Genomic DNA, 15,106 nt, shown 5'->3' with positions numbered 1-15,106 from the left:
TCGTCCGACCCCGTCCGAGCGGACGCGGCAGACGATCCGCCGGGGCCTTCTTCGATCCCGCGGCGCGGTGCTCGGCGTGGGAGCGAAGACGGGCCCCGGGGCCTTCGCGCGGCGGGACGTGCGGCGCCCGGTCAGGCTCGGCCCGTGGCCATGTCCATCAGGCGGGACAGGACGGCGTCTCCGGAGGCGGCGACGCCGTCGTGCTCCCACTCGTTGGTGACCCACGTTCGCACCGCGCCGACCTCGCGGGCGGTCTGCAGGGAGAGCGGGGCGTCGACGTACATGTCGTCGTGGTAGACGACCGCGGTCACCGGGACCCGGTTGGCGGCCAGCCGCTCCCGGTCGTACAGCAGCGGCCAGTCGGTGCGCTCGGCGAGGATCCCGGCCGCGTCGGCGAAGGGCCGAAGTCCCGCGATCTCGTCGAACATCCAGGGGTGGATCGTCTCGCCGGTGAGCAGCAACGGGTCCGCGTCCTCGGCGAATTCGGGGAGGGCGGCCATCGTGCGTTCGGCGGCCCAGCCGGTGGCACGGTCCCCTTGGGCGTAGATGGATTCGTGCAGGACCGCGAACAGCGGGTTGTCGACGAAGCCGGTCAGGGTCGTCACCTGCGCCAGGAAGGTGTCGGAGAGTTCGCCGGACCGCGCGTCGAGCGCCTCGTCGAGCAGCCAGTGCACCCGCTCGAAGCCGTCTCCCATGCCGAAGACCAGGCCGAGGGTGCGCAGCCGGCGCACGGTCAGCGGGTCCCCGTCGGGCAGCCGCACCCGACCGCCGGCCACCGTGTCGGCAATCCGCCGCAGCCGGGCGACGTCGTCCGGATAGCGGTCGCGATACTCGGCGTTCTTGTCCCGGATCCGCGGGTAGGTCCGCGCGTACACCTCGTCGGCGGTGGTGGACAGGCCGGGCAGGCCGCCGGTGATGTAGCAGCGCCGCAACCCCTCCGGGGCCTGCGACAGATAGGTGAGCGTGATGAAGCCGCCGTAGCTCTGGCCGAGCGTCTCCCACGGCTCGTCGCCGCACAGGCGCCGCCGGATCGCCTCGGCATCCGCCACGATCGCGTCGGCCCGGAAGTGCGCGAGGTGATCGGCCAGTTCATCGGCCGACGGGAAGCGCTCCGCGGCGCGGGCGGTCAGAGGGGTGCTGCGCCCGGTACCCCGCTGGTCCAGGAGCAGCACCCGGTGGGTCTTGGTCGCGTGCCGCAGCCAGCCGGGCGTACTCGCGGTCGGGCGGGGGGACTTGCTCCCCGGCCCGCCCTGGAGATACAGCAGCCAGGGCAGCCGTTCGTCGGCGCGGGCCGGGTCGGCGACCTCGCGGGCGAAGACGTCGATGCGCGGGCCGCCCGGATCGTGGTGGTCCAGGGGGAGGTCGAACACGTGGTCGGTGACCGCGTATCGGTAGCTCATGGGTGCCTTCCTGGGATCGCCGGCGGTGTCGGCGCAGCCGGGGCCGGTGCAAAGTGGGGCATGCCGAGGAACCGCCTCCGGGCGCGGCGGTGGGGTCCCTCGCGGGTTGGTGGTCGGACGTTCCGGGGTGGTCCGTCACGGGTTCGGGAGCCGGGGGCGGGGTTCGTCCGACGCGGGGTCTGTCCCACGCAGAGGTGGCCCGACGCCGACTCGGGAATCGGCGCCGTGGCCGGGAGCCGCTGCCCGCTCCCGGCCGCGACCACGGCGACGCGGCCTCACTCCGACGCGGGCTCGCCCTCCGGGTCGGACTCCTCTGCCGGATCGGACTCCTCCGCCGGGTCGGACCAGAGCGAGCGGATGTGGCCGAGGTGTTCGGTCATCGCCCGACGAACGCCCTCTCCGTCCCCGGCGAGCAGCAGGTCGAGGATCTCCTCGTGTTCCCGCGCCGAGGCCACCAGCGCGCCGCGTTCGGCGAGTCGGGTGAGTCCGTACAGGCGCGAGCGTTTGCGCAGGTCGCCGACGACCTCGACCAGGCGCTGGTTGCCGCCCAGTTCGAGGAGTCCGAGGTGGAACTGTCGGTCGGATTCCAGGTAGCCGATCAGGTCGCGCCGCTCCGCGGCGGCCACGATGGCGGCGGCCACCGGACGCAGTGCCTGCAGCGCGGCGGGGTCTGCCGTCTCGGCCAGCCGCACGATGACGGGGACCTCGATCATCGATCGAATCTCGGTGTATTCGTCGAGGTCCCGGGCGGACAGCGCGGTCACCCGGAAGCCCTTGTTGCGAACAACCTCGACCAGTCCTTCCTTGACCAGATCCAGCATCGCCTCGCGCACCGGAGTGGCCGAGACGCGGAACTGGGCGGCCAGGCTGGGTGCCGAATAGATGACGTCGGGACGCAGTTCGCCGGCGATGAGGGCGGCTCGCAGGGCGTGCGTCACCTGATCGCGCAGGCTGCGGCGCTCCTGCACGAACGGCAGGTCCAGCGGCCGCTCCCGCAGGTTCGTCACGGCGGCGGTCTCGCCGGTTCGGCCGGTCGGCACTTCGGCGTGCGCTCTCATCGGGTGCATCCTCCCTCAAGGCCGGCTTCGCCTCGAATAGCCATACAATGTGCAATGTTACAGTCTATCGGTCACCTGCCCCACCCTCCCATCGTTTCCCGACAGTCCGACACTTCGGTACGTCGATGCCTCGGCACTTCGCTGCTCGATGTCTCGGTGCTCGGACGTCTCACGCACCGCCCGTCGGGTTCGCCGGCAGCAGACTCACCGTGCAGGTGGCGGTGTAGAAGTCCGCCGCGGCGCGACCCTGTTCGCGTGGTCCGTGGCTGGATGCCTTCGTGCCGCCGAAGGGCAGGTGGAAGTCGACGCCGGTGGTGGGCGCGTTGACCTTCACCAGGCCGGTGTCGATCCGGTCGACGACGGCGAGCGCGGCGTCCAGGTCGCGGGTGTGCACCGATGTCACCAGGCCGTGCGGCACGTCGCGGGCGAGCGCGATGGCCTGCTCCAGGTCGCTTGCGCGCTGGAGCACCGCGACGGGGCCGAAGATCTCCTCGCGGAGCGCGGCGTGCCCGGCCGGCACCTGTTCCAGGATCGTCGGGGCGGCGAACCACCCCGCACCGTCGTGGACCGATCCCGCGGTCAACACCCGACCGCCGGCGGCCGTTGCGGAGTCGAGCGCGGCGCGGACCCGGTCGCGGGCCGCCTCGGTGACCACCGGCCCGCACACCGTCGCGGGGTCGGCGGGGTCGCCCACCGGCAGCGCCCGGGTGGCGGCGTCCAGTGCCTCGCGCAGCGGATCGGGGTCGCCCACCACGATGATCCGCCGGGTCGCGGTGCACTTCTGCCCGGCGTAGCCGAACGCCGCCGCGATCAGCTGGGCCGCGGTGGACCGCACGTCGGCGTCCGGCAGGACCAGCGCGGCATTGCAGCCGCCCATCTCGGCCTGGACCGGGACCCCGCGAGCGGTGCCGGCCCGGACCACGTCCAGCCCCACCGCGGTGGAACCGGTGAAGGAGACCACGTCCGCGGCCTCGACCACGGCCGCGCCGGTGCCGGCCTCGCCCGGCAACACGGTGAACAGGTCGGCGGGCAGTACCGCGTCGAGGAGTTCGGCCAGGCGCTGCGCGCAGCCGAGTGCCTGCGGGGCGGGCTTGAGCAGGACCGCGTTGCCCGTGGCCAGCGCCGGTGCGGCCTTCCAGAGCGGGATGGCCAGCGGGAAGTTCCACGGCGTGATCAGCCCGGCCAGGCCGTACGGGCGACGACGGGTCAGCAGCAGGCCGGGGCCGGCGGCGGGTTCGTGCACGGAGCCCACCGGGTCGTACACCTGCTGCGCGTTGTAGCGCAGGATGGCGACCGCGCGGGCGACCTCGCCGCGTGCCTCGGTGATCGGTTTGCCGACCTCGCGCACGATCAGGTCGGCGAATGCGTCGGCCGAGGCGGCGAGCCGATCGGCGGCGGCGCCGAGCGCGGCACAGCGGGCCGAGGCGCCGGCCGCCACCCAGCCCCGTCCGGCGGCGCGGGCGCGTTCGGCGGCGCGGTGCACGTCGGCGGCCGGCACCGCCGGGGCCTCGGCGACGAGTTCGGCGGGGTCGGCTGGGTTGTGGCTGCGGACGAGGGATGCGGCGGACGTGATGGTCACGGCGGGAAGCCCTTCGGGAAGGGGTCGGTGGGGTCGGGCGGGTACGGCACGCTTCCGGTGGGCGAGTCGCGGGCACGCAAGGCCGGTCGGCTGCGCATGGAATCGGCCTCCTGTCCGGGAACGCGGTTGTGTCGTACGGGTGTTGACGGTGCGTCAGGCGGGTCGGCCGGACCTGCTCAGCTCAGCCCGGCCGCGACGGCGCGCTCGGTCGCCAGGCGGATGGCCTGCTGCATCTCGGCGTTCAGCGGCCGGCGCGGCGGACGGCAGGGGCCGCCGGGCTTGCCGACCACGTCCATCGACAGCTTGATCGCCTGGACGAATTCGCTGCGGGTGTCCCAGCGCAGCAGCGGCTGGAGGATGTCGTACAACTCCCGCGCCCGGGTCAGGTCGCCGGCCACGGAGGTGCGGTACAGCTCGACGCAGGCGTCGGGCAGCACGTTGAGGAAGCCGCCGATCCAGCCCTTGGCGCCGGCCACGGCCAGCTCCAGGAGCACGTCGTCGGCCCCGGCCAACAGGTCCAGACCGGGCGCGAGTTCGGCGATCCGGTAGGCGCGTCGGGTGTCGCCGCTGAACTCCTTGACGCCGACGATGTGGCCGTCGGCGTGCAGCTTCGCCAGCAGTTCGGGGGCCAGGTCCACCCGGGTGTCGAAGGGGTTGTTGTAGGCGACGATCGGCACGCCGACCGAGGCCACGTCGGCGTAGTGCGCGTGCACCTCGGCGTCGTCGGCGCGGTAGCCGTTCGGCGGCAGCAGCATGACCGCCTTGGCACCGGCCTCCGCGGCCTGTTCGGTCCACCGGCGGGCCTCGGTCGAGCCGTACGCGGCCACGCCGGGCATCACCCGGTCACCGCCCACGGCCTCGACCGCGACGCGGACCACCCGGGCCCGTTCCTGGTCGGTCAGGACCTGATATTCGCCCAGGGAGCCGTTGGGCACCACGCCGTCGCACCCGGCGTCGACGAGGCCGCGCACGTGCTCGGCGTAGGCGTCGTAGTCGATGCTCAGATCCGCGTGCAGCGGCAGCGGGGTAGCGACCATCAGGCCGCGCCAGGGACGGAGGGTGCGGTCGATGGAGATCGCGTCGGACATGGGGACTCCTTGGCTTTCGGCTCGGCTTGCGACTCGGCTGGCGACGTCGATGTCGAGGTCGACGTCGAGGCCGGTATCGGCATCGGGGATGCGGGACACGCGGGATATGCGGGGCGCCGGATCGGTGGTGCCGCGCTCGGGGCCGTGATTCGGCGCATCCGCTTGGGTCACCTCAGTACAATGTCACATTGCTCTTGAGTTGCGCCAGACCCGCCCCCGATCAACGTAGACGGCCGAGCGGGAAGGAAAACCGCAGGTGAATGGCAAAGGAATTGCAAATACAATGTCGCACCTCAAATGTGACACGACTCAGACCTTGACCATTGAGTCGGCCCTGGGCAGAGTTCCCCACCATTACCCACCCCGCCGCCTCCCGAGAGGCCCGCCGTCATGACCACGCTCGCGCCCCCCACGGATCCGCCGGTGGACACGGATCCGCCCGTCGCCGACACCGCCCCCATGGGGCTGCGCCCTTCGCAACTCGCCTGGCGTCGTTTCCGCCGCGACCGCACCGGGATCGTCGCCGCGTGCGTCGTCGCCGTGTTCGTCGTCGCGGGCTTGGGCGCACCGCTGTTCGCCAAGTGGTACGGGCACGACCCCTACACCACGTACGGCCAGAACCGGCCCGGCCTGCTGAACGAGTTCGGCTTCCCCGTCGCCCCCAACGGCGGCATGTCCGGCGAGTTCTGGCTCGGCCTGGAACCCGGTCTCGGCCGGGACGTGCTCACCCAACTGCTCTACGGCATCCGCACTTCGCTGCTCATCTCGCTGGCCGTGGTCGCGATCGTCACCGTGCTCGGCGTACTGGTCGGAGTGACCGCCGGCTACCTCGGCGGCAGTACCGACTACCTCGTGGGCCGATTCATCGACGTCATGCTCAGCTTCCCGTCGACGCTGTTCTTCATCGCCTTCACCCCGGTGGTGACCTCGCTGCTGACCCACCCGGGCGAGCAGATGTCCCCGCTGCTGCGCGGGGCGGTCATCGTCGCGGTGCTCTCCGCATTCGGCTGGGCCTCGGTGGCGCGCCTGTTGCGCGGTCAGGTGCTCTCCCTGCGCAGCCGCGAATACGTCGAGGCGGCGCGCGTGATCGGCGCCTCGCCCGGCCGGGTCGTGCTGCGCGAGCTGCTGCCCAACCTGGTCACCCCGATCCTGGTCAGCGCCTCGATGGCGGTGCCGACCTACGTGACCACCGAGGCCGCCCTGTCCTACCTGGGCGTGGGCATGGTCGAACCCACCCCCGACTGGGGGCGGATGTTGCTCAAGGGCGCCGAGGTCTACCGGACCGACATCACCTACATGTGCGTCCCCGGCATCTCGATGCTCGTCTTCGTGGTCGCCTTCAACCTCTTCGGCGACTCGGTCCGCGACGCGCTCGATCCCAAGAGCGACCGCTGAGCCCCGGGCCCCGGGCACGGCACCGGCGCCCTCGCCACACCGCACCCGCACGGCAACCCTCGGAAGGAACCATGAACCCTCGCCGCAGACCCACTCGCCTCACCCGAACCGCGCTCGCCACGCTCGCCCTCGCCCTCGGCGCGGCCGCCTGTTCCGGCGGCGGCGGCACTCCCGCCGGCAAGGAGCCCGGCAAGGGCGCCCCCAAGGCCCAGGTCCGCGCCGTGTCGATCGGCGCCGCCGCCGAGTCGAAGGGCCCGGCCAAGGACCTGCCCGGCGCCAAGCCCGGCGGCACCGCCACGGTGCTGGAGCGCGCCGACTTCAATCACCTGGACCCGGCCCGCGTCTACGTCTCGCACGAGCAGACGGCCGAGTTGCTGATCTCCCGTCAGCTCACCACGTACAAGCAGGAGGGCGACCACACCACTCTGGTCGGCGACCTGGCCACCGACACCGGGACCAGCCCCGACGGCGGCAGGACCTGGACCTTCACCCTCAAGGAGGGGCTCAAGTACGAGGACGGCTCGCCGATCACCGCGCAGGACGTCAAGTACGGCGTCGAGCGCTCGTTCGCCAAGGAGATCACCGGCGGTCCGACCTGGATCCAGGAATGGCTCGTCGGCAACCCCGACTTCCGTTCGGTGTACGACGGCCCCTACGGCGGTCGCGAACTCGACGCGATCAAGACCCCCGACGCGCGCACCATCACCTTCGCGCTCCCCGCCCCGCGCGGCGACTTCCCGTTCGCGGTGGCGATGCACACCAGCACCCCGGTGCCGCGCGCCAAGGACACCAAACTGGAGTACGACAAGCACCCGTTCTCCAGCGGCCCCTACAAGATCTCCGCCCGCGAGATCGACAAGTCCATGACGATGGTTCGCAACGAACACTGGGACCCGAGCACCGACGCGGTCCGGCATGCCTACCCCGACCAGTGGAAGTTCGAGTTCGGCGCGTCCAACCAGCAGATCAACGAGCGGCTGATCGCGGCCAACGGCGGCGACCGCTCGGCCATGACCTTCCGCGTCGCGGTCGGCCGGGAGGTCGCCCAACAGGTGCTCACCACACCGGACTTGAAGGCCCGCACGGCGGACGCGGCGACCCCGTACACCGAGTACTTCGAGATCAACAACCGCCGTCAGACCAACCCGAAGGTCCGCCAGGCGCTGATCGCGGCGTTCCCCAAGGAGCAGGTGCGGCAGATCATGGGCGGCCCCGCCTACGGCGAGTTCGCCACCACGCTGATGGGCCCGACGGTGCTCGGGTTCGAGCCCTACGACCTGGCCGGCGTGCCGAACACCGGTGACATCGCCAAGGCCAAGCAGCTGCTCGCCGAGTCCGGCACCCCCAACCCCACCATCGTCTACGCCTACAACCAGACCCCGCTGTGGGAACAGGTCTCGGTGACCATCGTCCAGGCCCTCCAGCAGGCCGGTTTCAAGGTGGTCCCGCAGCCGATCAACGACAAGAGCTACTACACCGAGATCGGCCGCGTGGACAACAAGTACGACCTGTACTGGGCCGGCTGGGGCGCCGACTGGCCCAGCGCCGCGACCGTGCTCCCGGCCAAGTTCGACGGTCGCAAGATCATCGACGACGGCTCCGTGTACAGCCTCTACAACAACCCGGCGATGAGCACCGAGATGGACCGCATCACCGCGATGTCGGACGTCGTCGCGGCCGGCAAGGAGTGGTCGAACCTGGAGAAGAGGATCATGGCCGAGGCCCCGGTCGTGCCGTTCGTGTACAAGCGCCAACTGACCCTGTACGGGCCCGGCCTGGGCGGCGTACGGGTCGGCTTCATCGGCTCGACCTATCCGACCGACGTCTGGGTCAAGTAGCCCCCGGGCGGAGCGGCCCCGGCTCCGCCGGGGTGGGCGGGAAGGCTCCCCCCTTCCCGCCCACCCCGGCCGGGCCGGCCGGCCGCTCCCCGGTCCGACCTCCAGTGAGGGCCCCATGTTCCGATTCCTGGTGCAGCGACTGCTCGGCGCGGCACTGATCCTGTTCGTCGTCTTCACCGTCACCTTCTTCCTGTTCTTCGCGATGCCGGACGACCCGGCCCGCCTGTCCTGCGGCAAGACCTGCACCCCCGAGACGCTCGCCCTGATCCGACGCGACCTGGGCCTGGACGAGTCGGTGCCGATGCAGTACTGGCACTACATCGTCGGCGTCTTCGCCGGCCGCGACTTCGGCTCCTCGAACTGCTCCGCGCCGTGCCTGGGCTACTCGTTCGTCAACCACGAGCCGGTGCTCGACACCCTGCTCGACCGCTTCCCCGCCACCCTGTCGCTGGCCCTGGGCGCCTCGGTGATCTTCCTCGGCGTCGGCATCATGATCGGCATGCTCGCGGCGCTGCGGCGCGGCACCTGGCTGGACAAGTCCACCATGGCGTTGTCGCTGATCGGCGCGTCGGTGACGATCCAGTTCCTCGGGGTGATCGCCCGCTACGTCCTGGTCGACGAACTGCGCTGGTTGCCCAAACCCGAGTACATCCCGTTCACCGGCGACACCGGCGGATGGATGGGCGGGCTGCTGTTGCCCTGGTTGACCCTGGCCTGCGTACAGGCCGCCGTGTACGCGCGATTGACCCGGGCGTCGATGATCGACGCGCTCGGCGAGGACCACATCCGCACCGTCCGGGCCAAGGGATTGACGTCCCGTCAGGTCTACGCCAAACACGCGTGGCGCGGGGCGATCACCCCGGTGGTGACCGTCTACGGCATCGAACTCGGCGTCCTGCTCGGCGGCGCGGTGGTCACCGAGACCACCTTCAACATCCCCGGCATCGGCAAACTCGCGGTGAACGCGGTCGCCAACTCCGACCTGCCGATGATCACCGGTGTGGTGCTGATCGCCGCCACCGCGATGGTGCTCGCCAACGTCGCGGTGGACGCCGTGTACGCCGTCATCGACCCCCGGGTGCGTGTGTGATGACCCCTCCCCTGCTCGCGGTCCGCGACCTGCGGGTCCGCTTCGCCACCGAGGGCGGCGTGGTCAAGGCCGTCGACGGCGTCTCCTTCGACGTCGAACGCGGCCGTACGCTCGGCATCGTCGGCGAGTCCGGTTCCGGCAAGAGCGTCACCAACCTCACCCTGCTCGGTCTGCACAACCCGGCCCGCACCACCGTCGAGGGCAGTGCGGTCCTGGACGGGACGGAGTTGGTCGGCGCCCCCGAACGCACGCTGCGGGATCTGCGCGGGCAACGCGTGTCGATGGTCTTCCAGGACCCGCTCACCGCCCTGTCGCCCTACTTCACCATCGGTGCGCAGATCGTCGAGACCTACCGCCGGCACACCGGCGCCGGCCGCCGCGAGGCGCAGGCACGCGCCGTCGACATGCTCGACCGGGTAGGCATCCCGCAACCCGCGCGCCGGGCCCGCGAGTACCCGCACCAGTTCTCCGGCGGCATGCGCCAGCGCGCGATGATCGCGATGGCGCTGGTATGCGAACCCGACCTGCTGATCGCCGACGAGCCCACCACCGCGCTGGACGTCACCGTGCAGGCCCAGATCCTGGATCTGCTCGCGGAGTTGCAGGAGCAGTTGGGCACCGCAATCATCCTGGTCACCCACGACCTGGGGGTGGTCGCGGACGTCGCCGACGACGTGCTGGTGATGTACGCGGGCCGCGCGGTCGAGTTCGGCTCGGTCGCCGAGGTCCTGGACACGCCCAGGCATCCCTACACCCTGGGCCTGCTCGCCTCGGTCCCGCGCCTGTCCGATGCCCTGGACCGGCCGCTGCAACCGGTGCCCGGCTCACCGCCCAGCCTGCTCGCCCCACCGCCCGGCTGCGCCTTCCATCCGCGTTGCACGCACGTGATCGACGGCCGCGAGGCGCCGTGCCGCACGGTGCTCCCGCTGTTGACACGTGCGCCCGCGGGGGCCGACGGCAGTGTGCACGCCGCCGCCTGCCATCTGGAGGCGGTGCCGAGCGCCGCGCCGACGGATCTGCAAGGAGCCACCCCATGAACACCACGTCGCTCGACGCGTCCGAGCCGCCGCTGCTCCGGGTGAGCGGACTGACCAAACACTTCCCCACGGGCCGGAGCCTGCTGCGCCGCCGGGCCCGGGCGGTCCGCGCGGTCGACGGCATCGACCTCGCCGTCGGGGCCGGGCAGAGCATCGGCCTGGTCGGTGAATCCGGCTGCGGCAAGTCGACGACCGGACGGCTGATCACCCGACTGCTCGAACCCAGCGCGGGCACCATCGAGTACCGCGGTCGCGACATCACGCACGCCTCGCGCCGCGAACTGGCGCCGATCCGCGCGCAGATCCAGATGATCTTCCAGGATCCGTACTCCTCCCTGAACCCGCGGCAGACCATCGGCACGATCCTGCGTGCCCCGCTGGACGTCAACGACATCGACCCGCCCGGCGGACGCGACCGCCGGATCGAGGAGCTGCTGGAGACCGTCGGCCTCAATCCCGAGCACCGCAATCGCTTCCCGCACGAGTTCTCCGGCGGCCAGCGGCAACGCATCGGCATCGCCCGGGCCCTCGCCGCCGGGCCCAGCCTGATCGTCGCCGACGAGCCGGTGTCCGCACTGGACGTGTCCATCCAGGCCCAGGTGATCAACCTGCTGGAGGAACTGCGCCGCGATCTGGGCATCGCGTTCGTGTTCATCGCGCACGACCTGGCCGTGGTCCGACACTTCTGCGACCGGGTGGTGGTGATGTACCTCGGGCGTGTGGTGGAGACCGCGGATCGCGAGTCGCTGTACGAGCGGGCCCATCACCCGTACACCCAGGCGCTGTTGTCCGCCGTGCCCGGCGCGACCGGTCCGGACGGCACCCGACTGGAGCGCATCCGACTCACCGGGGACGTACCCAGCCCGATCGACCCGCCCTCGGGTTGTCGCTTCCGCACCCGCTGCCACAAGGCACAGGACGTGTGCGCGGTGGCCGAACCCCCGCTCACCGCGGTGGACGGCCGGGCCGGCCACGAAGTGGCCTGTCACTTCCCCGAACCCGTCAAGATCTCGTCCGCGAAGGCCCCGACGCCGGCGGCACCCGCGCAGCCGAGCCCAACCTCCTGAGGCCCGACCCACCCGACCCGGTCCACACCAGACCCGAACCCACCGGAAGGACAGGGAACCATGACCCGGCAAGACCCCGTCGCGGCACTCAACACCGGCACCCACGACATGCCCGTATCCCCCGCGCTCGACGCCTTCATGGCCACCGCCTGGGCGCCCAGCCCGCTGCCCGACCTCGGCGCCGAGCCGGTCGCCCCGTGGGCGGCGAAACGCCGCGAGCGGCTGTCCGCGCGCTACCCCGGCGAGCGACTGGTCGTCCCCGCCGGCGCGCTCAAGGTGCGCAGCAACAGCGTCGACTACCGGTTCCGGCCGCACACCGCGTACACCTACCTGACCGGCGACCACACGCCCGACGGCGTGCTGCTCCTGGAACCGGTCGGCGACGGGCACGAGGCCGTCCTGTACCTGCGCCCGCGTTCGCCGCGCGACACCGGCGAGTTCTACCGCGACCGGCGCCACGGCGAGTTCTGGACCGGGCGTCGGCCGACCCTGGAGGAGTCGCAGACCCTGCTCGGCGTCGCCTGCGCCCACCTGGACACCCTGCCCTCCCGGCTCACCGGCCCCATCGTACCCACCCGCCTGCTCGGTGGAGTGGACCCGGACGTGGACCGACTGGCCGCCCCGACCGATCCCGGACGCGGCGCCGAACTCGCCGCGTACCTGTCCGAGATGCGCCTGGTCAAGGACCCGTGGGAGGTCGAGCAGCTGCAACTGGCCGTCGATCACACCGCCACCGGGTTCGCCGACGTGGTCCGCGCCCTGCCGCAGGCGCTGCGGCACCCGCGCGGCGAGCGTTGGATCGAGGGCGTGTTCGACATGCGCGCCCGGATCGAGGGCAACGGCACGGGCTACGACACGATCGCCGCGGCCGGCGCGCACGCCTGCGTGCTGCACTGGATCCGCAACGACGGCCCGCTGGATCCGACCCAACTGCTGCTGTTCGACGCCGGCGTCGAAATGGACAGCCTGTACACCGCCGACATCACCCGCACCCTGCCGCTGTCCGGCCGCTTCACCCCCGCCCAGCGCGAGGCGTACGAACTCGTGCTGGCCGCGCAGCAGGCCGGCATCGACGCACTGCGTCCCGGCGCGCGCTTCCGCGACTTCCACAACGCCGCGATGCGGGTGATCGCCGAGGGCCTGCACGCCTGGGGCGTATTGCGGATCACCCCGGAGGAGGCGCTGCGTCCGGACAGCGGCCTGTACCGGCGCTACACGCTGTGCAGCAGCGGCCACATGCTCGGCATGGACCTGCACGACTGCGCCAAGGCACGGGCGGAGACCTACCTGGACGGCGTCCTGGAGGCCGGCCACGTGCTCACCGTCGAACCGGGCCTGTACCTCCAGCCCGACGACGAGACCCTGCCCGTGGAACTGCGCGGAATCGGCATCAGGGTGGAGGACGACCTGGTGATCACCGAGGACGGCGCCCGGCTCATGTCGGCGGCCCTGCCCCGAACGCCGGACGCCATCGAGGAGTGGATGGGCACCTTGGCGGGCTGAGCGGGAACCGTCGCGGTGCCGGGCCGCCCCCGCGCGGGGGGCGGGGGCGGCCCGGCACCGCGACGGTTCGACCATGAGGCTCCCTTGTCAGTTCTTTGACGCCGGAGTCAACGATATGGAAGACTCCCATGTCAATGGGCATTCCATAATTTGGCGCTGATGACAGGGAACGGTGCATGGCGCGACCGAGGAATCAGACGGCGAGACGTGAGCAACTGGTCCACGCGGCCACCGCCGCGGTCGGCCGGCACGGTCTGGCCCAGTTGCGGGTGGCCGACATCGCCGAGGTGGCGGGCGTGGCCCGCGGGTCGGTCAGCTACTACTTCAGCGATCTGGGCGACCTGCTGCGGCAGGTGTACCGACAGGCCGCGGACCGCTTCTACACGTCCCGCACCGACACCGCCTCCCGCCTGCCGGACGCCCGCGACAAGCTCGTGGCCTGCGCGCGGCGCGGGCTGCCGTCCGGGCCGGAGGACGAACTCGCGGTGGTCCTGTACGAGTTCAGCGCCGCGGCCCGCGACGAGAGCGAATACGCCACGCTGGCGCAGAGCCTGTACGACCGACAGGTGGCCATGTACGGCTCGATCCTGGAAATCGGGCAGGCCCAGGGCCACTTCCGGTTCACCGAGCCGATCCGCGACGTGGCCGCGAACCTGGTCACCCTGGAGGACGGCTACGGCCTGCACATCGTGAGCCGCAACTCCTCGCTGCCGCCCGAGCGCGCCCTGGCCCTGATCCTGGCGCACGCCCGCCAGGCCACCGACTGCCCGGAGTTGCGCCCGGACCGGGTCGTCCCCGACCCCGACGCGCCCGACGAGGGCACCGGCAGGCCGGACGCCGCCGGCCACGACAACCCCCGGAAGGGCACCGCGTGAACACCCCCGCCACATCACCCCTCGCCGTCACCCCGTCGGGACGCCCGCGCGCCCGGGCCCTGGGCATCCGCCTCGACGGCACCCCCGGACCGGCCAACGCGCTCACCGACGTCCCCGGGGTGCACATCGGCTACACCACCCTCGTCCAGGGCCCGTCGGTACGCACCGGCGTCACCGCCGTGCTGCCGCGCGGACGCGCCGGCATCGGCCTGCCGTGCGCCGCGGGTCGCTACTCGCTCAATGGCAACGGCGAGATGACCGGCAGCAGTTGGCTCGACGAGACCGGCAGCCTGGCGGGCCCGGTGATGATCACCAACACGCACGCGGTGGGTCCCGTGCATCGGGGCGTCGTCGACTGGACGGTGGCCAACCGGCCCGAACTCGCGCGGCAGTGGCTGCTGCCGGTCGTCGCCGAGACCTGGGACGGCTACCTCAACGACATCAACGGCCCGCACGTCCGTGCCGAGCACGCGATCGCCGCGATCGACTCGGCCGCCCCGGGCCCGGTCGAGGAGGGTTGCGTGGGCGGTGGAACCGGGATGAACTGCTATGGCTTCAAAGGTGGTTCGGGCACGTCCAGCCGGGTGGTCGAATACGGTTCGGACCGGTACACGGTCGGCGCCTTCGTCCAGGCCAACTTCGGCGAACGACGCGAACTGGTCGTCGCGGGCGTGCCCGTCGGAGAGCGGTTGACCCGGGACAACCCGATGGAGGACACCGACTGGTTCGCCCCCGGCGGGGCCGGCTCGGTGATCGTGGTGGTCGGCACGGACGCTCCGCTGCTGCCCGGCCAGTGCAAGGCGCTCGCCCGCCGGGTCCCGATGGGTCTGGCCCGTACCGGCACGACCGGCAGCCACTTCTCCGGTGACATCTTCCTGGCCTTCTCCACCGCCAACGCCGGAGCCCTGACCAGCAACTTCCCGCAATCCCCGGCCACCGACGAGGACTACGACACGCTGCGGCACATCCCGTGGGGCCGGATCGACCCGTTCTACCGGGCGACCGTACAGGCCGTCGAGGAGGCCGTGCTCAACGCCCTGGTCACGGCCGAGGAGACCACCGGCCACAACGGCCGACGCAGCCCGGCGATCCCACACGACCACCTGCGCGCACTGCTGACGGGGAAGGATTTCGCCGACGCCTGACCCCACGAGGCCGCCGGGTGCGGCCCACCCC

Annotated in this window: 12 protein-coding genes; 8 read left to right on the top strand and 4 right to left on the bottom strand. The window is 71.6% G+C overall.

Annotated elements, in window-relative coordinates:
* Positions 1 to 131: 131 nt before the first annotated feature.
* From ACZOOI_RS41630 to ACZOOI_RS41615, 4 genes are all read right to left on the bottom strand, one after another.
* Complete coding sequence (locus ACZOOI_RS41630; RefSeq protein ID WP_465282021.1) at positions 132 to 1,400, bottom strand: alpha/beta fold hydrolase; 1,269 nt, start codon at positions 1,398 to 1,400, stop codon at positions 132 to 134.
* A gap of 275 nt (positions 1,401 to 1,675) precedes the next feature.
* A complete protein-coding gene (locus tag ACZOOI_RS41625) occupies positions 1,676 to 2,467 on the bottom strand; it encodes a GntR family transcriptional regulator (protein ID WP_465282020.1) in 792 nt (263 codons plus the stop codon).
* A 160-nt stretch (positions 2,468 to 2,627) separates the two neighbouring features.
* Positions 2,628 to 4,037, bottom strand: coding sequence for an aldehyde dehydrogenase family protein (locus ACZOOI_RS41620; RefSeq protein ID WP_465282019.1), 1,410 nt, complete (start codon positions 4,035 to 4,037; stop codon positions 2,628 to 2,630).
* Positions 4,038 to 4,213: 176 nt separating this feature from the next.
* Positions 4,214 to 5,125, bottom strand: coding sequence for a dihydrodipicolinate synthase family protein (locus ACZOOI_RS41615; RefSeq protein WP_465282018.1), 912 nt, complete (start codon positions 5,123 to 5,125; stop codon positions 4,214 to 4,216).
* A gap of 390 nt (positions 5,126 to 5,515) precedes the next feature.
* Between ACZOOI_RS41615 and ACZOOI_RS41610 the strand changes: the two genes are divergently transcribed.
* The 8 genes from ACZOOI_RS41610 (at position 5,516) to ACZOOI_RS41575 (ending at position 15,075) form a co-directional block, all read left to right on the top strand.
* Positions 5,516 to 6,520 (top strand): ABC transporter permease, encoded by a 1,005-nt coding sequence (locus ACZOOI_RS41610; protein WP_465282017.1) that lies wholly within the window; start codon positions 5,516 to 5,518, stop codon positions 6,518 to 6,520.
* A 71-nt stretch (positions 6,521 to 6,591) separates the two neighbouring features.
* Positions 6,592 to 8,358 (top strand): ABC transporter substrate-binding protein, encoded by a 1,767-nt coding sequence (locus tag ACZOOI_RS41605; RefSeq protein WP_465282016.1) that lies wholly within the window; start codon positions 6,592 to 6,594, stop codon positions 8,356 to 8,358.
* Positions 8,359 to 8,473: 115 nt separating this feature from the next.
* Complete coding sequence (locus tag ACZOOI_RS41600) at positions 8,474 to 9,448, top strand: ABC transporter permease (RefSeq protein ID WP_465282015.1); 975 nt, start codon at positions 8,474 to 8,476, stop codon at positions 9,446 to 9,448.
* Positions 9,448 to 10,485, top strand: coding sequence for an ABC transporter ATP-binding protein (locus tag ACZOOI_RS41595; protein WP_465282014.1), 1,038 nt, complete (start codon positions 9,448 to 9,450; stop codon positions 10,483 to 10,485). Before ACZOOI_RS41600 ends, ACZOOI_RS41595 begins: the two co-directional genes overlap by 1 nt.
* Positions 10,482 to 11,552 (top strand): ABC transporter ATP-binding protein, encoded by a 1,071-nt coding sequence (locus tag ACZOOI_RS41590; protein WP_465282013.1) that lies wholly within the window; start codon positions 10,482 to 10,484, stop codon positions 11,550 to 11,552. The genes ACZOOI_RS41595 and ACZOOI_RS41590 overlap by 4 nt, the downstream gene beginning before the upstream one ends.
* A 60-nt stretch (positions 11,553 to 11,612) precedes the next feature.
* On the top strand, positions 11,613 to 13,055 hold the full coding sequence (locus tag ACZOOI_RS41585) for an aminopeptidase P family protein (RefSeq protein WP_465282012.1): 1,443 nt from the start codon (positions 11,613 to 11,615) through the stop codon (positions 13,053 to 13,055).
* Between the two features lie 176 nt (positions 13,056 to 13,231).
* Positions 13,232 to 13,930, top strand: a complete 699-nt coding sequence (locus ACZOOI_RS41580) for a TetR/AcrR family transcriptional regulator (RefSeq protein WP_465282011.1) — start codon at positions 13,232 to 13,234, stop codon at positions 13,928 to 13,930.
* A complete protein-coding gene (locus ACZOOI_RS41575) occupies positions 13,927 to 15,075 on the top strand; it encodes a DmpA family aminopeptidase (RefSeq protein ID WP_465282010.1) in 1,149 nt (382 codons plus the stop codon). The genes ACZOOI_RS41580 and ACZOOI_RS41575 overlap by 4 nt, the downstream gene beginning before the upstream one ends.
* Positions 15,076 to 15,106: the final 31 nt, after the last annotated feature.

Source organism: Embleya sp. L77, from assembly GCF_055557415.1.
This window is presented reverse-complemented; position numbering and strand designations above follow the sequence as displayed.

Bases quoted from the DNA above. Each gene is read 5' to 3' on its own strand.
- ACZOOI_RS41630 (WP_465282021.1), bottom strand. From the start codon at position 1,400: ATGAGCTACCGATACGCGGTCACCGACCACGTGTTCGACCTCCCCCTG.
- ACZOOI_RS41625 (WP_465282020.1), bottom strand. From the start codon at position 2,467: ATGCACCCGATGAGAGCGCACGCCGAAGTGCCGACCGGCCGAACCGGC.
- ACZOOI_RS41615 (WP_465282018.1), bottom strand. From the start codon at position 5,125: ATGTCCGACGCGATCTCCATCGACCGCACCCTCCGTCCCTGGCGCGGC.
- ACZOOI_RS41610 (WP_465282017.1), top strand. From the start codon at position 5,516: ATGACCACGCTCGCGCCCCCCACGGATCCGCCGGTGGACACGGATCCG.
- ACZOOI_RS41605 (WP_465282016.1), top strand. From the start codon at position 6,592: ATGAACCCTCGCCGCAGACCCACTCGCCTCACCCGAACCGCGCTCGCC.
- ACZOOI_RS41600 (WP_465282015.1), top strand. From the start codon at position 8,474: ATGTTCCGATTCCTGGTGCAGCGACTGCTCGGCGCGGCACTGATCCTG.
- ACZOOI_RS41595 (WP_465282014.1), top strand. From the start codon at position 9,448: ATGACCCCTCCCCTGCTCGCGGTCCGCGACCTGCGGGTCCGCTTCGCC.
- ACZOOI_RS41590 (WP_465282013.1), top strand. From the start codon at position 10,482: ATGAACACCACGTCGCTCGACGCGTCCGAGCCGCCGCTGCTCCGGGTG.
- ACZOOI_RS41585 (WP_465282012.1), top strand. From the start codon at position 11,613: ATGACCCGGCAAGACCCCGTCGCGGCACTCAACACCGGCACCCACGAC.
- ACZOOI_RS41580 (WP_465282011.1), top strand. From the start codon at position 13,232: ATGGCGCGACCGAGGAATCAGACGGCGAGACGTGAGCAACTGGTCCAC.